22 protein-coding genes and 1 pseudogene are annotated in these 22,254 nt (G+C 45.7%); 14 read left to right on the top strand and 9 right to left on the bottom strand.

All coding sequences use genetic code 11. The annotated features are described in order from the left end of the window. Window positions 1–11 precede the first annotated feature (11 nt). Window positions 12–905 (top strand): hypothetical protein, encoded by an 894-nt coding sequence (locus ACKA06_RS11620; protein ID WP_411159719.1) that lies wholly within the window; start codon window positions 12–14, stop codon window positions 903–905. Window positions 906–1,105: 200 nt separating this feature from the next. On the opposite strand, the gene ACKA06_RS11615 is transcribed toward ACKA06_RS11620, so the two are convergent. Continuing rightward, window positions 1,106–1,531 (bottom strand): organic hydroperoxide resistance protein, encoded by a 426-nt coding sequence (locus tag ACKA06_RS11615; protein WP_411159718.1) that lies wholly within the window; start codon window positions 1,529–1,531, stop codon window positions 1,106–1,108. A gap of 170 nt (window positions 1,532–1,701) precedes the next feature. Here ACKA06_RS11615 and ACKA06_RS11610 point away from each other — a divergent pair, with 170 nt between their 5' ends. The 3 genes from ACKA06_RS11610 (at window position 1,702) to ACKA06_RS11600 (ending at window position 3,954) form a co-directional block, all read left to right on the top strand. Beyond that, a complete protein-coding gene (locus ACKA06_RS11610) occupies window positions 1,702–2,136 on the top strand; it encodes a MarR family winged helix-turn-helix transcriptional regulator (protein ID WP_411159717.1) in 435 nt (144 codons plus the stop codon). Between the two features lie 493 nt (window positions 2,137–2,629). Further along, entirely contained in the window at window positions 2,630–2,971 is a 342-nt protein-coding gene (locus ACKA06_RS11605; protein ID WP_032087080.1) for a PadR family transcriptional regulator, read from the top strand. Next, entirely contained in the window at window positions 2,968–3,954 is a 987-nt protein-coding gene (locus tag ACKA06_RS11600; RefSeq protein WP_411159716.1) for an HAAS signaling domain-containing protein, read from the top strand. The genes ACKA06_RS11605 and ACKA06_RS11600 overlap by 4 nt, the downstream gene beginning before the upstream one ends. 87 nt (window positions 3,955–4,041) lie before the next feature. Here the strand turns inward: ACKA06_RS11600 and ACKA06_RS11595 are convergent, their stop codons facing one another. From ACKA06_RS11595 to ACKA06_RS11585, 3 genes are all read right to left on the bottom strand, one after another. After that, on the bottom strand, window positions 4,042–4,839 hold the full coding sequence (locus ACKA06_RS11595) for a cupin domain-containing protein (protein ID WP_318293612.1): 798 nt from the start codon (window positions 4,837–4,839) through the stop codon (window positions 4,042–4,044). A gap of 80 nt (window positions 4,840–4,919) precedes the next feature. Beyond that, entirely contained in the window at window positions 4,920–6,344 is a 1,425-nt protein-coding gene (locus tag ACKA06_RS11590) for a PH domain-containing protein (RefSeq protein WP_411159715.1), read from the bottom strand. Then, window positions 6,341–6,859: a PH domain-containing protein gene (locus ACKA06_RS11585; protein ID WP_411159714.1), complete on the bottom strand. Its 519-nt coding sequence runs from the start codon at window positions 6,857–6,859 to the stop codon at window positions 6,341–6,343. The genes ACKA06_RS11590 and ACKA06_RS11585 overlap by 4 nt, the downstream gene beginning before the upstream one ends. Window positions 6,860–7,017: 158 nt before the next feature. On the opposite strand from ACKA06_RS11585, the gene ACKA06_RS11580 reads away from it, so the two are divergent. From ACKA06_RS11580 to ACKA06_RS11555, 6 genes and pseudogenes are all read left to right on the top strand, one after another. Next, window positions 7,018–7,347, top strand: coding sequence for a PadR family transcriptional regulator (locus ACKA06_RS11580; protein WP_411159713.1), 330 nt, complete (start codon window positions 7,018–7,020; stop codon window positions 7,345–7,347). A 4-nt stretch (window positions 7,348–7,351) separates the two neighbouring features. Next, window positions 7,352–8,122: a DUF1129 family protein gene (locus tag ACKA06_RS11575; RefSeq protein ID WP_411159712.1), complete on the top strand. Its 771-nt coding sequence runs from the start codon at window positions 7,352–7,354 to the stop codon at window positions 8,120–8,122. Between the two features lie 175 nt (window positions 8,123–8,297). Beyond that, window positions 8,298–8,879, top strand: coding sequence for a bifunctional transcriptional activator/DNA repair enzyme AdaA (locus tag ACKA06_RS11570; protein ID WP_411159711.1), 582 nt, complete (start codon window positions 8,298–8,300; stop codon window positions 8,877–8,879). Next, entirely contained in the window at window positions 8,866–9,777 is a 912-nt protein-coding gene (locus ACKA06_RS11565) for a DNA-3-methyladenine glycosylase family protein (protein WP_411159710.1), read from the top strand. Before ACKA06_RS11570 ends, ACKA06_RS11565 begins: the two co-directional genes overlap by 14 nt. Beyond that, entirely contained in the window at window positions 9,764–10,234 is a 471-nt protein-coding gene (locus tag ACKA06_RS11560) for a methylated-DNA--[protein]-cysteine S-methyltransferase (RefSeq protein ID WP_411159709.1), read from the top strand. Before ACKA06_RS11565 ends, ACKA06_RS11560 begins: the two co-directional genes overlap by 14 nt. A gap of 123 nt (window positions 10,235–10,357) precedes the next feature. Next, a pseudogene (locus ACKA06_RS11555) lies at window positions 10,358–11,289 on the top strand (DUF2268 domain-containing putative Zn-dependent protease). Window positions 11,290–11,362: 73 nt separating this feature from the next. On the opposite strand, the gene ACKA06_RS11545 reads toward ACKA06_RS11555, so the two are convergent. Then, complete coding sequence (locus ACKA06_RS11545; protein WP_214874280.1) at window positions 11,363–11,785, bottom strand: hypothetical protein; 423 nt, start codon at window positions 11,783–11,785, stop codon at window positions 11,363–11,365. Window positions 11,786–12,377: 592 nt separating this feature from the next. After that, on the bottom strand, window positions 12,378–13,718 hold the full coding sequence (locus ACKA06_RS11540) for a PepSY-associated TM helix domain-containing protein (RefSeq protein ID WP_411159706.1): 1,341 nt from the start codon (window positions 13,716–13,718) through the stop codon (window positions 12,378–12,380). Between the two features lie 502 nt (window positions 13,719–14,220). On the opposite strand from ACKA06_RS11540, the gene ACKA06_RS11535 reads away from it, so the two are divergent. Together ACKA06_RS11535 and ACKA06_RS11530 are read left to right on the top strand one after the other, a co-directional pair. Continuing rightward, window positions 14,221–15,198 carry a glycerophosphodiester phosphodiesterase family protein gene (locus tag ACKA06_RS11535; RefSeq protein WP_411159705.1) on the top strand — a complete coding sequence of 326 codons (978 nt, stop codon included), beginning with the start codon at window positions 14,221–14,223 and terminating at the stop codon, window positions 15,196–15,198. A 273-nt stretch (window positions 15,199–15,471) separates the two neighbouring features. Next, complete coding sequence (locus tag ACKA06_RS11530; protein WP_411159704.1) at window positions 15,472–17,004, top strand: malate:quinone oxidoreductase; 1,533 nt, start codon at window positions 15,472–15,474, stop codon at window positions 17,002–17,004. Window positions 17,005–17,055: 51 nt separating this feature from the next. On the opposite strand, the gene ACKA06_RS11525 is transcribed toward ACKA06_RS11530, so the two are convergent. After that, the gene (locus ACKA06_RS11525; protein WP_198259107.1) at window positions 17,056–17,760 is read right to left on the bottom strand and encodes a DUF421 domain-containing protein; all 705 of its coding nucleotides are present in this window, start codon (window positions 17,758–17,760) and stop codon (window positions 17,056–17,058) included. Between the two features lie 432 nt (window positions 17,761–18,192). Here ACKA06_RS11525 and ACKA06_RS11520 point away from each other — a divergent pair, with 432 nt between their 5' ends. Then, a complete protein-coding gene (locus ACKA06_RS11520) occupies window positions 18,193–19,512 on the top strand; it encodes a YjiH family protein (protein WP_411159751.1) in 1,320 nt (439 codons plus the stop codon). Between the two features lie 160 nt (window positions 19,513–19,672). After that, window positions 19,673–20,872 (top strand): aminotransferase-like domain-containing protein, encoded by a 1,200-nt coding sequence (locus ACKA06_RS11515; protein ID WP_032087062.1) that lies wholly within the window; start codon window positions 19,673–19,675, stop codon window positions 20,870–20,872. Between the two features lie 158 nt (window positions 20,873–21,030). Here ACKA06_RS11515 and ACKA06_RS11510 read toward each other — a convergent pair whose 3' ends face one another. Then, window positions 21,031–21,717, bottom strand: coding sequence for a hypothetical protein (locus ACKA06_RS11510; RefSeq protein WP_411159703.1), 687 nt, complete (start codon window positions 21,715–21,717; stop codon window positions 21,031–21,033). After that, on the bottom strand, window positions 21,704–22,246 hold the full coding sequence (locus tag ACKA06_RS11505; protein WP_411159702.1) for an RNA polymerase sigma factor: 543 nt from the start codon (window positions 22,244–22,246) through the stop codon (window positions 21,704–21,706). Before ACKA06_RS11505 ends, ACKA06_RS11510 begins: the two co-directional genes overlap by 14 nt. Window positions 22,247–22,254: the final 8 nt, after the last annotated feature.

Here is a 22,254-nt window from a genome sequence, read left to right as displayed (position 1 = left end):
TGAGATTGAACATGACTAATCGTTTTGGTAACGAAATTGCTAATCATCTAAATGTGCTGATGCCGAATGCTAACATCCAAGCATATCCAGAAAAAAAGTCATTTAAACCCATAATTTTGTTATATAAGGATGAAGAAGAAATTTATTTGGAATATCAAAAGATTATTGAAGAGTATGAGAGTCTGGATAAGTCTTTTAAAAAAAGCACTAAAGAAGACAAAGTGTTAGTATGGGCAAGAAACTGGTCTTCCCTAGTAAAAAAAGGTGCCGTTTATAAGAATAAGAAACAAAAAAAAATCAAATCAGTAAATGTAGATTTAAAATCTTTTATTATTGACTTTATAATTAAGAGAATTTGTAATGAAAGTGGTAATCTTTCAGAATTGAAATCATGGATTAATAACCACCCTAGCATTTTACGTTTAAATACTATACTAGTGAAGATTTTAAAAAATGGGTTTACTAGTACAACAAAAAATGACCTGAATAAATTTATGAATGAATTATTAGAGGAGAAAGGAAGTGAAAAAATAAATGGAAGAAATAAAATTTATAAGCAAATAGAAATGTTAATAACCAATTTACAGCAGTCAGACGTAAATACCGAAATAAAAAAAGATGATATTTATACTATCCATTCAGTAAAAGGTGAAACATTGCGCTCGGTATTGGTAGTAGACTTTAAAGATAAGCCACTGACCAAGATATTATTGCATAGGTATGGGATTACTAACGATGATGAGTATTTATATACTGATCACAATTTATTATATGTCTCTATGAGCAGAGTAACTCATTTATTTGTCTTTGCAATGCATGAAGATGATTGGACTGATAAAGTACAAGAGGAATTAAATAAGTCTTGGGAAGTTAAAAGATCTAGTTTACTTATTACTGTAAATTAGGAAAAACAACTTATAAGTATGGGTATCAGCGTCTTCCCTATGGTATTTTTTAGAAATCACAGGTGGTTATCTTCTTTTTAGAGTTATGAGTTAGGTTTTCAGAGGATTGAACTAAAGACAGTGGGTACCCTCTGCATCTGTTTATAGAAATAAGCAAAGGCTCAGAGGTTCACCTCTGAGCCTTTGCTTACCTGTCTCTATTATAAAGAAGTTGTCTGATATTCTACCTCAATATTCCCACTTGTCGCTTTGGAATACGGGCAGACACCATGTGCTTTTTCGACAAGCTGTTCCGCTTCGGCCAGTTCGACTCCACCGACTGCAACGGCTAGAAGGACACCCAGCTTGAAGCCGCCGTCAGCAGGATCTTTTCCGATAGAGACTTCAGCCGTTACTTTGGATTCGATCTTTTTCTTTGCTTGTCTTGCGACCAGGTTCAGTGCGCTGTCAAAGCATGCTGCATAACCGGCTGCGAAAAGCTGCTCAGGATTCGTCGCTCCTTCGTCACCGCTGCCTCCAAGTGATTTCGGCATGGCCAATCCAAGGTCCAATACCCCGTCGCTGCTCTTTACTTTACCTGCGCGGCCGCCTTCAGCTGTCGCTTTTGCTGTATAGATGGCATCCATTTTGAACACTCCTTTTAAAAAGTTTTATTTTAGTTGTGCACAATTAAATAGTAGTGCACATTATTTGTATTGTCAACAATTAAGTTGTGTGCAATTTAATTTGATAATTACTAAATGTTTTTGTATGATAATCTCAACAATCAGTATGTACAAGGAAGGACACAATAGATATGGACGATGTACTTTTATTGGAGAATCAAATTTGTTTTAAGATCTACACAGCGGAAAGGGAAATCACGAAATTATACCGGGGCCTCCTTGAGGAAATCGGGGTGACCTATCCCCAGTATCTTGCCCTGCTGGTCCTTTGGGAGAAGGAGAAGATCACGGTAAAAGAATTGGGGAAAAAGCTGTTCCTGGATTCCGGGACACTCACCCCTATGCTTAAAAGGATGGAGGGCAACGGCCTGTTGATCCGGGAGCGCTCTAAAGAAGACGAGCGGAGCGTCATCATCAGCCTGACGGACAAAGGAGCTCGTTTGAAGGAAAAAGCAAGCTGCATCCCGACGCGTTTGTTGGATAATCTCGACATGGAAGGCAATGAGCTTGAGCAGCTGAACGATACGTTGAACTCGATATTGAGTAAATTGAAGGATAGGGAATAGCGGCTTGTGGGCCGCTGTTTTTTATTTGGGGTAGAACGCAACGGGAGTCGGGGAGTGGTCTGTATGTTTTACTTATTTTTTCCAATTGGTGGAATTATCCCTGAAATTAAAAGATTACTTGTCAAAATTCAAAGATTAGTGGTCCGAATTCAAAGATAAACGGCCCGAATTCGAAGATTATCAACCAAAATTCAAAGATTCGCTAAATGATGGAACTACAATAGGTCAAAACGACCCCCACAAATACAGCTAAATACATCAATTAGGACTGATGTGGTTCCTATACACCATTTAATTCAGCCTCCCCGGTGGTTTCCGGCTGTTTTCGAAGATTTCAGCATATATTATTGAGTTCCCGGCTGTATCCTGGGGCCGCCACATACATTTTTTACATTTTCTGCACGTCCATAGTGTATGATACATAGTATAAACCATATAGTGTACGACACACAGTAAATGACGTACAGTATTATTCAAGCAAAGAGGTGAAGGTATGGATAAGTCACTGCTGACATCCTTGACGACGGAGCTTCGGAGGGGGACGCTGACCCTGGCGGTATTGAGCCAGCTGCGGACACCTCAGTACGGGTATTCACTTGTCCAATTGCTGGAGAAGAGCGGGATTTCGATGGAGCAGAGTACACTCTATCCGCTGCTGCGAAGGTTGGAGAAGCAGGAGCTGGTCACAAGCAGCTGGGACCGGACGGAGAGCAGGCCGAGGAGGTATTATGTGCTGAGCGAATACGGAGATGAGATTCTGAAGCAGTTGAAAGCGGAGTGGGAGAAGATGTCCGGTGAATTGGCGATTTTATTAAGGGAGGAAGAGAACAAATGAAGCTTGTTGAACTTTATATTCAAGAAGTGATGAGAAGGCTGCCTGAGAAGAACCGTGACGACATCGCACTAGAATTAAAATCCACGATTGAAGATATGCTGCCTGATGATTATACAGAGGATGATGTGAGAGAGGTGCTGATGTCACTGGGAGACCCCGCTGTTTTGGCCTCAAACTATCGGGACAAACCGATGCATCTGATCGGGCCGCGGTATTATGATTTGTATATTACGCTGTTGAAGTTGATCGTGCCGATTGCCGCTGCCATCACGTTCCTCGTAGTGACTGTATCGTCCGTATTAAACTATTCAGGTGATTCCAATCCCGTTGAAATATTCCTGTCCATTGCAGGAAATGGGGTTGTCGAGGCTATAAGCGCAGGGATGCAGGTGTTCTTCTGGCTGACCGTGACATTTGCCGTCATTGAACGGACCGTTACCCCGGAAAGCCAGCAGCCGCTCACGATGAAGGGTAAAGAGTGGTCACCTGACGATTTGAAGGATGTCCCATATATCCCGAAGGAAAAGCGGATCAGCAAGCTGGAGATATTCGGCGGGCTCGTATGGACGGTCATCTGGTCCACCTGCTATTTTAAAGCTTCAGATATACTTGGGTTGTATGAAAAGAGTGACGGCGGCAGGGTGTTCACGCCTTTCTTTGACCAGGAGGTCCTCCTCGGTTATTGGCCGTTGATCGTGATTCTGATTGGTTTGGAGCTGATCCTCCTCCTCCGGAAATGGCGAGCGGGTGTCTGGACGAAGAGGCTCGCGGTCGAAAATGCCGTTTATCAATTTGTTCCCGTAGCGGTCTTCCTGTTTATCTTCAGGAACATGGACGTGATGGACCCGACATTCATCGAGAGGATCCAGGTGCTCTTCAACAACTCCTTCAACTTTCAGTGGTTTTACCTGACCGGCGCGGTCGGGCTGCTGGTCGCTGCGGTGATTAACAGCTATGATGGTTTGAAGAAAGCATATAAATGATCATACCCAAAATGGGGTCGGACTCCGTAAGAAACTGTAACAGTTTCCCCGGTGTCTGACCCCATTTTCTCTGTGCGGGCATACATACTAGCGCCCCATGTTTTTACTTTGCTGAAGCAGTTTCGATTCCCCGGTCCGCTCCCATTCTTCTACCGTTTTGTACGCATTCTCAGGTGTGTAACCTTTCCCTACGAGTACTCCCATGAGAATGAATTCCTGAAGGATATGCGTGGCATTGATGCCACGTTTCACGTCCTCCAAGCCTTCATTTACAAGAAATTCCGTGTGCTTTACCCATTCATCCGGGGTCTTGCCATATACTTTATTATTGCCGTTTCCGCTTTCCATCGCCATCGCATCCGCTTTGGTCGGGTGGACCGTCCCGAATGGATGGTTCGGCGGAGCGTATATGGAATACAGTTTCAGCGGGGTGCTGCCTGTGTTGGTGACATCATGCCACGTCCCGGCGGGTATAAATATGGCCGAATCATCGGCAACATTTTGTTGGAAGGTTAAATTGTTCTTGTCTTTCCCCATCTGGACGACTCCCTGACCTTGTTCAATCCTCAGGAACTGATCAACATCAGGATGGACCTCGAGCCCGATGTCATCGCCAACGTCGATGCTCATCAGCGTGACCTGCAAATGTTCCCCTGTCCACAGGGCGGTACGGTACGTATTGTTCTGCTTGGATGCTTCGTTGATATTCAACGCAAGAGGATTTGGACCGTAGTCTTTTAATGGAATAGCACGGTTATCATATAAAAATCTCGGATCATAATATTGATTTGCATAAGCGGGGTGAACAGGTTGTCTAACATACTGGCCATTTGCATAGTAAGGGTAGTGCTGCTGCCATGAATTCATATTCGGGTCATTATACATTTTCCTCAATCCCTTCATAAGGCATTTTCTTTTTATCCTATGCAGGGGTGTGGGTTATGTACCTAAAAAAAACCGCCTCATCACGAGACGGCCTTGCGGTGATACCATTCATAGAAAGTCCCCGCTTCCTCCTTGGGTACCCCGTACAGCAGGCTTTCATGCGCGGGGTCTGCCCGGTTGGAGAACATGATGGTGGCGACCCCGAATTTCCGCTGCAGCCAGTTGTGTTTGACGGTCACCTGCTGGATGCGGTGGAGGTGGGTGACGAAGGTTTCGTTCATCCATCCTCCCTTCCGGATCTGGACGGTGTGTCCGTGACGGATGTAGCTTGTGAAATAGTAGTCAAGGATCCTCAGGAAGACGGAGAAGCCGAAGATGATCGCCGCAGCCCACAGCCTTTCTTTATTGAAAAACCATAATCCGATCAGGGATGCGATCGTCAGGTAATAGGGCTGAATCAGTTTCAGCCACAACACCTTGACCGGGAAGCGCTCCATCTCTTCCCGGATGTGATACTGGGGCAGGATGGAGTGCAGCATGCTGTATGCATCGTGCTTTGGCATGAACGGATAGAGGGAACTGATATCCTCTTCCCCGTCTGACGTGCCGGCACTGATCAATTTGATCGAAACGAGTCCGAACAACCGCTTCACCAGGGTCTGTTCGACTTTTACGGCCTGCACTTTATCCTTTGCAATCGAGAAACTGATTTCATTGCCGACCCCCTTCTCGATATAAATCCGATCTTTATCGTCGCTGATGACGTAATTCCCATATTTAATCGTGGTCTTCACAAAACCGATCACAATCGAGATAATCATGGCTGCAATAAAGAGAATGACGAGAATCCACACATGATTCAACAAATAGGACCAGGCGTTTTCCGCTGATTTCTCAATGGAAAAGAAATCGGCCAGGTTGAAATAAATGGCACTCAGGAGCGGGAAGATGGCAAGGAAACTGAGTGATGTGAAGGATGCCTTCATCAGGTCCTTTTTGGTTGCCCGGAAGCGGACGATCCGGGCAGATTTCGTTTGTTCAACCGGTTCTCCAGCCTCCTTTTTCACTTCAATATGGGAGAGGATACGCTCTTTCTCCGTCTGGGTGATGACCGGGAATTCAAACTCTGCATTTTCCCCGCTCGTGCCGGTCTCCAGGGTCAGGGATGTGAGCCCGAACCAGCGGTGAATGAAGGTCGTGCTGGATCGGTGACTGTGGACCCGGTCCCAGGCAACGGTTTTTTGCTTTTTGACAAACATGCCTTCCTTGAAGACGATGGATGTCACGCCGAGTTCATAGCGGTTGAACATCCACCTTGAAAGGATGAACAGGATGGACGCGGCGGTGGCAGCAAGCAGGGCGTAGCGCCCCCATATGACCCATCCCACTGTGGAGTTCGCCTTCAAAAGGAACAGAAGCAGATAAAATCCGGCCAGGCCCTTTAATGATGAGAACACCTCAACGGCGATATACGCCGGATGATAGCGCTTGGGTGAATGATTCATGCCCCGACCTCTCCTTTTTCTGCCTCATTGTCCCTGATTTTCGCGTAGGTGGCGATCTCGGCCTTCAATGTTTTCGCCGTATCAGCCGGAATGGCAGGAATCTTATGATTCGAGGCCGTCGTACCGATTTCAATTTCGTAAAGACCATAGCGCCTCATGAGCGGCCCCTGTTCGGTTCGGACGTATTCGACTTTTTCCATTGGGATGAGGATATGCTGCTGCTCCCATCTCCCGAATTTCAGCTGCACGAAATCCTTATCCACCTGATAGCGCCATGTCTTCTGTAAATAAACAGGTTCAATGATGATCGAAAACACGGCAGAAATAATGAACAGGCCTCCGAGTACGTAAAGAGTGATGCCGACCCAGTTATACCAGTCGAATTTCTCCGTGCAAAGCAGCAGGATCGCGATGATGATCAGGACGATCGTGTGTCCGATGGTGTTGGAAATCCGCCACACTTTTGCGGCGTTTTTTGATATGGTTTGCGTTGGTTCATCTATGTGTATGTACATGCTTTTTCACCTCTGCCTTACATACGCTTAAAACGAAAGAAAAGTTTCAGTTCTATACTTTTTTGTAAAAATTTATCAAATATATCTTGCAATACAAGATAGCGTTGAATATACTAAAAATATATCTTGCATTACAAGGTACCGAAAGGAGAACGTCGATGGCGGATACAACTCAGATGTTAAAAGGGATTCTGGACGGCTGCCTGTTGTCCATCATCAAAGACGGCGAGATCTATGGCTACGAACTGGCAGCGCGACTCGAGACCTACGGGTTCACTTCTTTCAGCGAGGGAACCATTTATCCTTTGCTGCTGCGGATGCAGAAAGAGGGACTGGTCACTGCCACGCTTCGGAAGTCGACGGCCGGACCGAAGAGGAAATATTATTCCCTGACTGAAAAAGGGGAAGAAGAGCTGGAGTCATTTATCAAACGCTGGGAACAGCTGAGTTCCTCGGTGGACAATGTGTTGAATAAAAGGGGGAGATGAAGAGATGCTTTCTAAAAAGTCGGAACAGTTTTTGATCGAACTTCGCATGCACTTGATGTCAAAAGGGAAGAACGACAACGAAATCAATGAAATCACGGAGGAGCTGGAAGATCACCTGCTTCAAGCCGAGGCGGAAGGAAAAGATGTCACGCACATCGTCGGGGAAAGCCCGAAGCAGTATATGAAAAGCATTGGGGAATCTATGAAGACGGATTACCGTCAGATAGTGGGACTGGTGCCGCTGTTTCTCTTGCTGCTGGCTGCTTATTTCAGTCTCGGGCCGGCCATTGAAGGGAAGTTCTCGCTGTCCGGCGTCATGATCCTGATCATATCCATTGGAGCTGTCGTTGGAACGCTGGTCTATGGTGCATTATTATTCAAGGTGCTGCCTAAGTACTTCCATTCAAAGTGGAGCTATTTCCTGCTGATCGGTACCATGTTACTTTTCACCGGAATGGGTGTGGCCGTCCTGCTATGGTACAACGCACAGGATTTCCAGCCGGTCTTTACAGCGACACCCCTGCAAAATAATCTGATCCTCGCTCTGTGCATCGTGATCTTCATTGCGGCGGCCATCTACACAAAAACGTGGTTCACGATCATCATCCCGCTGTTTCTCTCGATGGGACCGATTGCGAGCCGATTGATTCCTGAGGATGTAAACGAAGATCCTACTATGATTCTATTTGCAATCATCCTGCTTGCAGTGGTTTCAGTCATTGCGATTTTTGTTTTGATTCGGAGGAAGAAAAAGCAGAAGCAGCCTACATTATAATGTATTGAGCCCAGGTATTGAACCTGAGCTTTTTTTGTATGTAGACCATAAGAGCAAGAATCAGGAGGTATCCCGTGCTTCAGTCTTGATACAATAGAAAGCAAAGAATGATTTCTTTCGGAGAGCTGATGATGGTCGGCTGTTTTATCAAATTCTGCTGAAAGGGGGTGTGCCCATGTCAGCCATCAATCTGACATTCGAAGAAATGTGGGAGAAGATTATGGCGTGTGACCGGAAGTATGACGGACTGTTCTTTACGGCCGTGAAGACGACAAAGATTTATTGCCGTCCTTCCTGCAGGTCGCGAAAACCGAAAAAAGTGAATGTGGAATTTTATATGGATCGTTATGAGGCAGAGAATGCCGGTTATCGTGCCTGTAAAAGATGTCAGCCGGAACTCGAGCATTCCCCGAATATCGAGGTGGTCAGGAGGGTGACCGCCTATCTCGTCAATCATGCCAATAAACCGCTTGAGCTAAAAGATATTGCGGATCATGCGGGACTCAGCCCCTATTATCTTGAGCGCGTTTTTAAGCAGGAAACGGGGGAGACGCCGCGCACCTATCTGGAAAAAATCCGCGTTGATAAAGCGGCGTATTTGCTGGTGACGACAATCCTCACAAATATTGAAATCGGCTATGAGGCCGGGTTCCAGAGCTCATCCAATTTCTATAAAGTGTTTAAACAGCTGAAAGGATGTTCACCGAGCGAATACCGGAGACAGATGACTGGAGGTGCCGGGAATGAATTGGACTGACGGACACTCCTTCATCATTATCCATCCTCTTGACCCGTTCAGCTTTGAGGAGTGTCTGATATTCCTTGGGAGGAACGAACGGGAAATCCTTCATACCATAAAAGAAGGCTGTTTAATGAAATTGGTCAGGCTGAATGGGGAGTTGATTTTGATTAAGGTGCAGTCTGTGAACGACTCCCTGAAGGTTGAATTTCTGAATGGCATCCCTTCTGAAGCGGCACGGGAAAAGGCGGCGGAATACATTTGGGAGTGGTTTGATTTGGACACGGACCTCAGTCATTTTTATAAATGGGGAAGTGACGATCCCGTCCTGTCGGAACTCATTAGGAGATATACCGGTTTGCGGATGATTGCCATCCATGATCTGTTCGAAGCCCTCGTCTGGGCGGTCCTCGGCCAGCAGATCAACCTGACCTTTGCCTATACATTGAAAAAGCGGTTGGTCGAAGCGTATGGTGAAAAGTTGACGTTTCATGGTGAGACCTATTGGTTATTTCCGTCGTTTGAGGAGATTGCTCTGCTGGGGGAGGCAGATCTCCGGAAGCTGCAAATCACCGGCAGAAAGGCAGCATACATCATTGGAATTGCGGCAGCAATGAAGGACGGCAGATTGACGAAAGAATCATTGCTGAAACTGGACGAACAGCAAGCGAGGAAAGCGCTCCTGCAGTACAAAGGCATTGGTGCCTGGACTGCCGACTATGTCATGATGAAATGTCTTCATGTCAAAAGTTCATTTCCGATTGCTGATGTCGGCCTTCAAAATGCGCTGAAGGCAGCAATGGGGTACGAGCGTAAACCAAAGCTTGAGGAAATGGAGGCATTTTCACATAAATGGGAGGGCTGGCAGGGATATGCCGCCTTTTATCTTTGGAGGTCTTTGTATGAAGCTATATAACAAACTGTACCGGTCGCCGATCGGCATGATAGAAATACAAGGAACGGATGAACAGATTACGTCCATCCTGTTCACTGATGAGTCTGAGTCAGACGACTGCGGGGATAAATGTCCTGGAGTATTGAACGAGTGTGCCATGCAGCTCGACGAATACTTCAGAGGAAAACGGCGTACGTTCACGTTTCCATATCAGCTTGATGGCACGATTTTTCAACAGAGGGTATGGGAAGCACTAACGGAAATCTCGTACGCGGAAACCTCCACCTATAAAGAAATCGCCGTTCATATCGGAAATGAGAAGGCGGTCAGGGGAGTGGGCAGCGCCAATGGCCGGAACCGTCTGAGCATCGTCGTCCCCTGCCACCGGATCATCGGATCGAATGGGAAGCTGACAGGCTATGCGGGCGGATTGTGGAGGAAGGAATGGCTTTTGAGGCATGAGCGGACATTGAAATAAAAAACCTCTCATCACCCATATTATGGTAGAATTTAATGAGTCATTTCATTTTGCATAATTGGGGGAATGTAGTTGAAAAGGAATATCGCTTCTAATATTTCAATCTTGCTTATTTGCCTTCTTATGACCACTGCATGCGAAAATACAGACAAAGCAGATATAGGCGAGGTCAGTCGAAAAATAAAGTATGAAAGTACAATTACAACATTTGAACACCCGGAAACAAAGCAAAAATATAAAATTGTGAATGCTTATAAACTTTATCAAAATTATTTAGATGAAGTTAAAAAGGACCCTGATGCGCCTTATCTTGATATTTATCAGGAGGAAGTGATCGATCCGATATACAGTGATTGTTTTGAAGATGGAGAATTCCTTCATATGGCCGACCCCATACTCAATGCCGATCCCAATCACTTGAATGTGTCTCCAACCCACCTCACAGAAATTCAAAACTTGATTGATAAGATAGATAATCAGCAACCGGAGAAAACTATTAAAGAGGCACTGATTAAATCTTCCGACATTCTGCCGTCTGAGAAAGAAACCACGGTCTGTGTACTTCCATCCACCAACAAGTATGCCGAAATGATTACGGTCGGGACGGGAAAGATTGAAGTTCTATATAATTGGCAATATACAGAGGATACTCTGAGGGCAGGGCTTGCCCATGAATACCATCACAGTATTTGGGCTGAAAAGCATTGGACAGGGCAAAGCAGTCTTCGGTTCTGGATAATCTGATCTTTGAAGGAAAGGCAGTCATGTTTGAAAAAAACGTCTATCCAGACATCGATTTCACTCCTATAGACCCGTCTTACGATAAAGAGCTCTGGTCTAAAATTGAACCAGATCTTCATTCATACGATTTCAACAGGTCAAGGGAAATCTTAATGGGCGGTAAAGACCTCCCCTGGCTTTACGGCTACAGTGAAGGGTATAAAATGGTCAAGTCCTATCTGGAGCTGAATCCGAATTCAGCACCTGCTGAATGGACCGGTGTCAGTCCGCAGGATATTTTTGAAAAAGGAAATTATGTTGAGAATTATCAATGATGATTATGGATGTCTTTATTGGATTGAGCGTTAAGACTTTTAACTTAAGCACGGGATCTGTCCCGGGCTTTTTTTAATTGAGTTTGTCTTCAGCTGCCACCCCAAAAAAGGTGAGCAGCAGGATATAAAATGGGTAACAAATGAATCCGCCTATTAACAAAAGGCCAGAAGCAGGATTTGGGTCGTCCCCTCCATAGGTGATCGGAAATAAAGAGGCGAAAATATAAGTGAAAAGAAAAAAATAAGGTACCCAGAGAATGGCGTTCCAAAAATTAGCTTTTCTCCCGTGCAGCCATATTTTTGCTAGAAAATAGAGAAGGACAGACCCTGCTGTGATGTCAATAAATAGGAACACACCAGTTAAGGTATTGACCGTACCAATCTCCCAGCCTGTTAATCTGCTGATTCGATAAACATTCACCATCAATTCAGCTGGTACAAAGAACATTAACGCATAAAGAATACTGACAGCGTTCAGTTTAAAAAAGTAGTTCATGTCTTGAGCCCCCGCTAAATAATCGTCTCTTTTACCAGTAAACTCCATATTCATTGTACCATTATAAACTATCAAAAAACGCATCGTTCTTTTGGCATGAGAGTCTATGTATTATAGGGTATTAAGTAGATTGTTTTCGTATAAATCCGTTCTTTATGGATCAAGCCTGTTTCCTTTCTTTCGGTCCCTGGCTGGGGTGTTTTGGAACCGGGCTCAGGGTTAATCCAGGATTATGTAGCATCTATACCCGAGCATGTATATGGATTGAATTATTTTAGAGAATTTGTCGAAAAATTGCTAGCTCGCACATATATAAGGAATTTCGCACTTATATTGGTAATCTCGCTCTTAAACACGCGAATTTCGCACTTATATTAAAAATCCCGCACATAAATCCTGCCCGATACCCCCGCCCCGCCCATACCTCATAGAGATTTCCAAGTTGGAGAGTCAAAACGCAGCGGGAATCAAGCATTCTTTTTCCTCCCGTCACAAAAAAAGCAGCAGTACATGGTGATTTCACGTAAAACCCATGTGCTGCTGCCTTATTAATCAGGAATTCCGATCCGAGCTTCGAATAAGCGCCCCCTATCTAAGCCTCTTTCCTCTTCTTCCTAAAATAAATAACCGTTTCAACTATAAAAATCACCAACACCGACAACCCGAACAGCGGCATGAGGATCCCGAGAACCGCCAGCGTGACTACGACACCGATTGACCATGGTTTGTTGATCCTTTTCGGACCCTTCGCTTCACCCGATTTCATCCGCTTCATCCAGGACATGAAGCCCATCGTGATGGCTGAGAGGAAGGCGATGCAGACGAGCAGGTTGAGGATTTTATTGGCCATCCCGAACAGATGCCCTTCATGAAGCGGGATCCCCCATGTGAACCACTTGCCGATGATACCGTAATCCTCGAAGTCGATTTGTGCGATCATGTCCCCGGAGTACTGGTCGAAATAAGCAGTGGTTTCTTCGTAGGGGCTGACGTCGAGTCCGGTGACGCCTGTGTTGCTTCCCTTTGAAACCGTGAAGACGCCTTTTTCATCGGAAGGATAGACGATGGAGAACGGTCTTGAAATATTGTTTTCCGCGGACAAGGTAATGATTTCCTCAACAGATTTCTGGCCTACAATCATGTCGCTGGCACTGCTTTCGGACTGATGCCCCGCGTGCCCCTTATGGTCTGAAGCAGGCTGATCTATGCTTCTTGTAGCCCACGGGATTTCATCTATATCCGATTGAGGCGGATTATAGCGAAGCTCCGTCCTGCCCCAATCAGGATGGTCGGCTGCGAACTGTGCAATTTTACTTCCTGTAAATACAGACCACGGAATCCCGGTCACCACAATGATAATCAGTGGTACGGCAAGAACCAGTCCCAAGACGGCATGGATCTTTTGGAACCGCAGCTTCCTGGATTGGTTCTGAAGCAGCTTTTTCTTGAATGTCATATATGTACCCGACACGATCAGGAAGTTGGCCCAGCAAGCCGTGAGTTCCACCAGATAGCGGACAAAGGTGTGCTCGGTCAACACGGAACTGTGAAACGTCCTCATGAAATTGGAATAGGTGTTTTTTGAATCCAGGCTGGAAACGATCTGGTTGTTTTCGTCGAGGAACACATACTGCGATCCCCCTTGTTCATTGCTGATTGTAACCCTATTGTTATAAGGCTCTTCCATCATGCTGATCTTACTGACGGAGTAGCCGTTGTATGTTTCTTTTATATCTTGAATTGCTTCATCCATCGTCTGCATATCACCGGCATCACTCTGACCGAAAAATTCGTGTTCATACATCATGTTTTCGACTTCAGGATAGAAGAGGAAACCGATCCCTGAAAGCGTCAGGATCAATAATAAAGGCGTGATGAACCAGGCAGCATAAAAATGAAGCCTCCTGAATGGATTGAAAGTGTTCCTGTTCATATGAATCTCCTTCTCTTGCTTTTTTGGATAGAATCGTCTGTACCATTCAGTTTAGTAAGGAAATGTGTTGAAAGAATGAAATAATGATAGCTAATTTTCGACAAAGGTATCCGTTTTTCGCTTTATTTCATATATGGGAGGTGGAGAGGTCTGGAGGGGTGAGAGTGATGAAGGAATTTTATGGATGAAAAATGAACGGAATTCTATGCACTTTGAGTTGAATTTTCTACGGCACAAAAAATGTGCTGTATTTCTTTTTGTGAATCAGACATGAATCAGCATTGCAGCAAGTTTGGTCCAGAATCGAAAACAGAAAGAAGAATGTAAAGAAAGAAGAGAACGAAAAGAAAAAACACTCACCACCCTAATACACACTGTGGCAGATAATACTGCGCGGGAGCTGGACGGAGCTGCCGGCAGTAAGCCGGAACCCATAGCAGGATTCCTGGAAAAGGGATACAATTTACTGGAATTCAATTTTTGTGAGTACCGGGGAGGAACGATGAAAAAGTTTAAGAGAATCTTGAAACGGACTCTGCTGGTGATAGGTATTCTGGCAGCGTTTATGTACATAAACAACACATCCCTATTTTCGAAAACTGAAGATGAAAAGCCTTTGCTGCTTGCCCACAGGGGGATGGCCCAGACGTTCCCGATGGAAGGGATCAAGAGCGATACCTGCACGGCTGAGCGGATGCATGAACCCGAACATCCTTACCTTGAAAACACGATTCCATCGATGGAAGCTGCTTTTGAAAGAGGGGCGGATGTCGTAGAGTTTGATGTTCAGCCGACGAAGGACGGGAAGTTTGCGATTTTTCATGACTGGACCCTGGAATGCCGGACGGATGGTGAAGGGGTGACGAGGGAACACACGATGGAGGAGCTGAAGCAGCTTGATGTCGGGTATGGATATACGGCTGATGACGGGAAGACCTATCCTTTCCGTGGGAAGGGAGTCGGGATGATGCCGTCACTTGATGAGGTGCTGGAGCGTTTTCCGGAGCGTTCATTTCTGATCCATATCAAGAGTGATGACCCGGGGGAAGGGAAGGAGCTTGCCCGCCGTCTTGCGGGACTTTCAGAGGACCGTCTGGGTGAACTCACTGTATACGGAGGCGACCGGCCGATTGCAGCGTTGAAAGAAGAGCTGCCGGGAATTCGCGTCATGTCGATTGCGACGATGAAGAGCTGTATGCTGCCTTATATCGCTGCGGGGTGGACAGGGTATGTCCCTTCAGCCTGTAAGAACACACAGATCCATCTCCCTGAGAAGTACGCCAAATGGATGTGGGGCTGGCCGGATAAGTTCATCAACCGCATGGAAGAGGCTGGGACGCGCGTGATCCTTGTTGCCGGCGACGGAGGATGGTCGGAAGGCTTTGACACACCTCGGGACCTTGAGCGTCTCCCGGAAGATTATACCGGCGGGGTATGGACGAATCGAATTGATGTGGCGGCGCCTGTTTTACGAGAATAATAATTACTTATAATGGGGTGCGGTATTGATGACAGAATTTTTGGAACTTTTGTCAATAACGAAGCCTGCAAGTGGTTTTTATATTCTTAGGCATCATGGAAACAGGTTGCACTTTTTTATTATCTTTAAATAGTTTATAATATTTAGATAACAGAAGTTTTATATTTACCTGCCAATCAGTATGACAGACTATGATATATTTAGTAGTGAGATATGTTCGTGGAGTGACGCCTTGCTTTTTTCAAATTGAAGCAGGAGCGCCTGCTCTTTTTTGTGAAAATATTAAAGGTAAGGAAGGGTATCATGAGCAGCATACAGAAGAAAACTGACGTAATCTTAATCGGTGCCGGAGTCATGAGCGCGACTTTGGGATCATTGCTGAAAGAGTTAGCACCACAATGGGAAATCACAGTATTCGAGAAGTTGTCGGAACCGGGGGAAGAAAGCTCGAATGAGTGGAATAATGCGGGTACGGGACATGCTGCGTTATGCGAGCTTAATTATACATCCGAGAAACCTGACGGCTCCATCGATATCACGAAAGCAATCAAGGTAAATGAACAGTTCCAGGTTTCAAGACAGTTCTGGGCTCATCTGGTCAACAGCAACCTGATTCGGAATCCACAGGATTTCATCATGCCGCTGCCGCATATGAGTATGGTTCAAGGCACAAAAAATGTTGAGTTTTTGAAAAAACGATTGGAAGCGCTGTCAGCCAGTCCGCTGTTTGAAGGAATGGAATTCTCGGACAAACCTGACAAATTGAAAGAGTGGATCCCGCTGATCATGAATGGCCGTACATCGAACGAGCCGATCGCGGCTACCAAGATCGATTCCGGTACGGACGTTAATTTCGGTGCGTTGACCCGCCTGTTATTCGATCATTTGAAGACTCAAAACGTCGAGGTCAACTACGGGCACAGTGTCCAGGACCTTACACGCACGAACGACGGTTCATGGGAAGTGAAGGTTCAGGACCTTGCCAACGGACGGATCGAAACCCACACGGCGAAGTTCGTCTTTATCGGCGGAGGCGGCGGAAGCCTTCACCTGCTTCAAAAGACCGGCATTCCTGAGTCCAAGCGTATCGGCGGATTCCCGGTGAGCGGACTCTTCATGGTGTGCAACAATCCGGAGGTCGTGGCCCAGCATCATGCCAAAGTATACGGCAAGGCGAAAGTCGGTGCTCCGCCAATGTCGGTGCCGCATCTTGACACACGCTTCATCGACAACAAGAAATCTTTGTTATTCGGACCGTTTGCAGGCTTCTCGCCCAAGTTCCTGAAGACCGGTTCGAACCTGGATTTAATCACTTCGGTCAAGCCGAACAACGTCCTTACGATGCTTGCAGCAGGCGCGAAGAACATGGGATTGACCAAGTATTTGATCCAGCAGGTCCTCCTTTCAAAAGAAAAGAGGATGGAAGAGCTGCGTGAGTTCATCCCGAATGCAAAAAGCGAAGACTGGGACATCGTCGTGGCCGGCCAGCGCGTCCAGGTCATCAAAGACACGGAAGCAGGCGGAAAAGGAACGCTTCAATTCGGAACGGAAGTCGTCAGTTCCTCCGACGGTTCGATCGCTGCCCTGCTCGGAGCATCACCTGGTGCGTCGACAGCGGTCCACGTCATGCTGGAGGTACTCGATAAATGCTTCCCTCAGCACATGAATGAGTGGGAACCGAAAATCAAGGAAATGATTCCTTCTTACGGTTTATCATTATCGGAAAATCCGGAGCTGTTCAAGGAAATCCATGCTTCGACGGCAGAAGCTCTTGGTTTGAACGGGAAAGAGCTTGCCCACAGTTAAATATCAATATTTCGAGAACCTCTGATCTGATATAGGATCGGAGGTTCTTTTTTATTGATATAAAAACACTTTGAGGTTATCCTTCCTGTCAATGGTGGCCAGAAGAACATTTTTCACCTCGGTTCCATACTGTTTCTCCAGATTGGACCGAACCCAGAATTCGTCCTTCCCAATTTGGGAGAGTGCGATAAAGTCCATCTTTCCTTCTTTGATGATCGTCCTCGGGAAATCGAAAGGCTCTGTTTCAATCTTTAGATCAGAAGGGGTTACCGGTTCATATTTGGGATCGAGAAACACCGAAATCTTACCGTCTGCCTCCCAAACTGCCATGGCCACCTTCTTTACATCTTCAATTTTATCTTCGCGTAATTCCTCCAGTAACACGTCCAGAGAGATTCTTGCTTTCATCAGTCCCTTATTAAGGATTTTGCCATTTTCCACAAGAGTGATCGGGGGCTGAGAAAGGAGTTTCCTGAACCACGGCCACTTGAGAATTAGATACACACCGCCGACGTAAAGGGTCACCAGCACAGTGGTGGTGATGATCGACCCTTTCAACCCAAGGTGCTCATCTGAAAGAGGATGGGCAATGATGTTGCCGATCACGAGGGCGATGGCGAAATCGAGAGGTCTGAGCTGGGAGATGGCCCGCTGACCGAGAACCTTGGTGACAATCAGTAAAAAGAAGAACCCGACTACGGCCCTGAAAATCCATTCAACCGCCGTCAGTGATTCCTGACTTTGAAAAAAGTCCATGGGACGACACATCCTTATGTATGCTTGTACTTATTATTCCACGGTTCACCAGATTTATTTTTAGAAAGCTCTTTTCGCATACTTTGTTGATTTACACAAAAGAAAATACCGGAACTTGGGTGTTTTCTGATGTATTTCTACCTGTGGTTTAAACTTGAATTCGAAAAGAGCACGTCCACAAGAAGCATTCAGGCTACTAGACAATTTACGAAAAGCAACAACCTTTGAGAAAACAGTCTTTTATAAAAAAAGCTCCTAATCTACCATTTTTCACATATAGGGTTGTATATTTATTCACTTGAGTGTTATCTTATTTATACTCAGAAAATTATAAAAAAACTTATATGAATGGAGGGGTTACATTTGCAGGCACAAAAATTGCAGCATGCAGAGGAGATCACGGGTAAAAAAGAGTTTACAGCGAAGCAGTATATGAAGTTCTGGCTGCCATCCCTGTTCGGGATCCTGCTGTTTTTGATCCCGATATCGGTAGACGGAAAGGTGACGATCGGGCTTGGGGTCCTGGCGGATGGACTGCAGGCCATGATAGCCGATTACATCCCTGCGATCATGACCGGGATCATCTGTCTTTCGGCACTTGCGAGTTTAGCGGTGAGATTCACGGATATTCAATTTTTCAAAAAGAGTCCATTCCTTACAGCGCTTTTCGATGTCACGCCGTTTTGGCTGACACTTCGCTGGATCGGGGCGGCATTCGCTATTATTACATTTTTTAAAATAGGTCCTGAATACATATGGTCTGAATTTACGGGCGGGGTCGTCCTGTATGATTTGATCCCTGTCCTGATGGTATGGTTCTTGTTCGCATGTTTATTCATGCCGCTGCTACTTGAGTTCGGATTGATGGATTTCTTCGGCACCCTGGTCCGGAATGTGATGGTACCGCTGTTTAAATTGCCTGGCAGATCCTCAATCGATGCCCTTGCCTCTTGGATGGGAAGCGGGACGGTCGGCGTCCTGTTGACGACGCAGCAATATGAAGGCGGGTATTATACGAAACGGGAAGCGGCAGTCGTTGCCACCAACTTCTCGATTGCGTCGATCGCCTTCAGCCTCGTGATCGCCAAGTTTTTGGCGATTGACCACCTGTTTGTCCAATTTTATCTGACAGTGGTCGTGACGGGTGTGATCGCAGCCATTATCTGTCCGAGGATCCCTCCTCTTTCTCTTAAAAAAGAAACCTATTACGAGCCGGTTGGAAAGCAAATCGAAGAGGACGTGCCTGAAGGGGTCTCCAATTTCCGATGGGGCCTTGAGACGGCTGTTGAAAAGGCAGCCCAGGTTAAAAGTCTTCGCGGTGTAGCAGGCAGCGGGATCAAGAATGTGGTGGACATTTGGTTCGCGCTGATCCCGCTGGTCATGGCCATCGGGACGGTTGCGCTGGTGATTGCCGAGTTCACGCCGATCTTTGATTATCTGTCCTATCCTTTTGTGCCGTTCCTTGAACTGCTGCAGATTCCGGAAGCGAAAGCGGCAGCACCTGCGATGATCGTCGGGTTCGCTGACATGTTCCTGCCTGCCGTTGTCGGAAGCGGGATCAAGTCGGAGCTGACCCGTTTCGTGATCGGGGTCATGTCCTTATCTCAGCTGATCTATATGTCTGAAATCGGTATTCTCTTGCTGAAGTCAAAGATTCCGATCTCGTTCCTGCAGCTGTTCATCATCTTTTTACAGCGTACGATCATCACCCTGCCGGTCGCGGCATTGATGGCTCATTTGTTTTTCTTTTAGAGGGAATGTTTCACGTGGAACATTTGAAAAATGGTGCAAATAAACGAAAGCATTGGCAGCAGTCAATGCTTTCTGTTTTTTCATAGAGGATTCGGGTAGAAGCCCCGGGGTTCTTCCTATAAAATAAAACTAAACAATAAATGGAAAGGTGTTTGATCGCGTGAATCCGGAATCTTTTTTTTCAAAAGATATTAAACCCGCACTGCAAAATGATCCCCCGGGGGAGTGGATGCCCGTCATCCCCCAAGGATGCATCAGGCTGAGTTCAGGCTACCCTGATCCCGGACTTGTCCCGGCCGAGGAGCTGAAGAACTCGGTTGTGAAGCTTTTGGAAGAGGAGAAGGATCTGCCGCTTCACTATATCGGCAGCAAAAAAGCGGATGGCCTGAAGGGTACTCTTCAACACTTGATGAAGGAACGCCGTATGGAAATCGGGAGTGATGAACTATTGATCACATCCGGCGCATGTCAGGCGATCGACTTGATCGCCCGCGTCCTTATTGACGATGAGACGGTCGTGGCAGTGGAGTCACCAACGTACATGGAGGCGCTCGAAATTTTTCAGAACTATACGAACCGCTTCATGACGATTGAAATAGACGGAAATGGACTCAGGACCGATCTTTTGGAAGAGGAGCTGAAGGAGCGCAGAGAGCATGGGGAGAAGCTTCCGAAAGTGGTGTATACGATTCCGACATTTCAAAATCCAACCGGGACTACAATGTCCGCAGAACGCCGGGAACATCTGATGAAGCTTGCTGATGAATACAACTTCCTTGTAATGGAGGATGATGCTTACGGGGAAGTGTACTTTAATCAGGATACGAGACCATTGAAGTCAATGAAGAGAGGAAATGATCCCCGTGTCCTGTATATCGGATCTCTCTCGAAGGTCGTGGCGCCCGGGCTCCGCATCGGCTGGGTTGCTGCTGATAAGGAATTCATCCAGACGTTGTCATGGTTCAAGAAGGATCTTGATCACCCTTTTTCACAGGCAAGCGTAAGCCAGCTGCTGCACGATTTGGAGTGGAAAGAACACTACAGCGCTTTGAGGAAGGTATATCGTGAAAAGTGCTCACTCCTATTGTCCGAGCTCGAAAAGCACATGCCTGAATCAGTTTCTTGGTATGTCCCGCAGGGAGGGTACTTCGTCTGGGTACAGGTTCCGGGTACCGATACGTCGAAGCTGCTGGAAAAAGCAGCTGCAGAAGGCGTTTCGTATGTCCCGGGCAAGTATTTCTTTTTAAATCAGGAAGAGGGTCTTGAGTATTTGAGGCTTTCGTTCAGTTATGAGGGGGAGAGCGGGATTGTTGATGGTGTAGAGAGGCTGGCAAGGGTAATCAGACAACAAATGAAATAATAATAGAATGACATGGGATTTGAAATCATAACCTGCTGAAAACTCACCTGTTTGTTTAAAAGAATTAAATAGTTGTTGGTAATCCAAAAAGCTCAGTTTTTATTGCTCTGAGCTTTTTTGCATGAAATACTTGTATTCTTTCTTTTAATAAACTATCTTTAATGCATTAACTCAAATTCCTCAAGAGGTACTAAAGGTTCCGACAGGACAGACTGACTATTACTCCCGCTTTTATTTACCTGCCCCAATATTTGAAGACCTGTATAACTTTCGCCTTCATGTGCATAGGTAAATCCATCAGAGCTTTTAGTTAGATATTGACCTTTGCTGCCGAGCATTTCCTTTATACTGTCTCGTTGTATATGCGGATAGACGATAATGTTAACGATATAATCTTCTTTTCTTTCTAATCGATCACCCGTGATTCGGAAGGAACCTTCCTGGTCAGCCACTCCTTTTTCCACATACAAATTTGTAGCTTTGTCCTTTTTACTGTATTTCAGGCTGATGATTGTCCCTTCAGGCAAGTTGCTGCGTCCTTTTACAACAATCTGGTTAGGAAAGTTATACACTTTTCCTGAGATCACATACTCAGTCTCAGGGGGGTGAACCGCCACGGATGGAGCAGAACTGGATGTTACGGACTGGTTCACTATATAATACCCTGTGATGGGAGTAAGAACGAGTAGGATAAGTAAAATGGCCAAGTTAGGTCCGGCGGATTGAATCAGTTTTTGTTTCCAGCTTTTACGATGTGCCTTTCTCCAGACGGTCTGGAATTCAACAGATGTTTTTTCATTTTCATCCACATGGTCGAATAGTTTTTTAAAATCATCTTTCTTCATATAATCCCGCCTTGGTAAAATCAAATTTCCCCTTTAACTCCAAGCGCCTCAATTGTTGAAGGGCCGTATGTAATCTTGATTTTGCAGTACCTAAGGGGATCCCCAAAACATGAGAGCATTCTTTAAGCGTCAGTCCTGAGTAAAAATGCAAGACGATTACTTCCTTGCTTTTCCAAGAGAGAGAATTGACGATTTTCCAAATCTCTTGAATATCATCTGATTTTAAGAATTGTTCTTCTACTGAATCCACTCTATTGTGTGAGGATTCGTCGGAAAAGTAAGAAAAATATTTTAATATTTTCTGTTTCTTAATGATAGTCTTGGCTACATTCATGGTGATTGTGTAAATCCATGGTTTGATGGGCCTTTCAGGGTCATATGTATCATATTTGCTTAGTAGTATGATGAAGGTTTCCTGAGTGATATCGTCTGCCAGGCTGCGTGATTTCGTTAAGAGCAGAGCTGTGCGAAAAATGTACTGCCTATATTCGTTGAAAATCATTTCTGCTTTTGCTTCGTCAATAAACAATGATTTCT

The sequence above is a fragment of the Rossellomorea oryzaecorticis genome, assembly GCF_045897515.1.
Classification (GTDB): domain Bacteria; phylum Bacillota; class Bacilli; order Bacillales; family Bacillaceae_B; genus Rossellomorea; species Rossellomorea enclensis.
The sequence above is the reverse complement of the archived record's forward strand: the minus strand, read 5'-3'. Positions and strand labels throughout refer to the sequence as shown.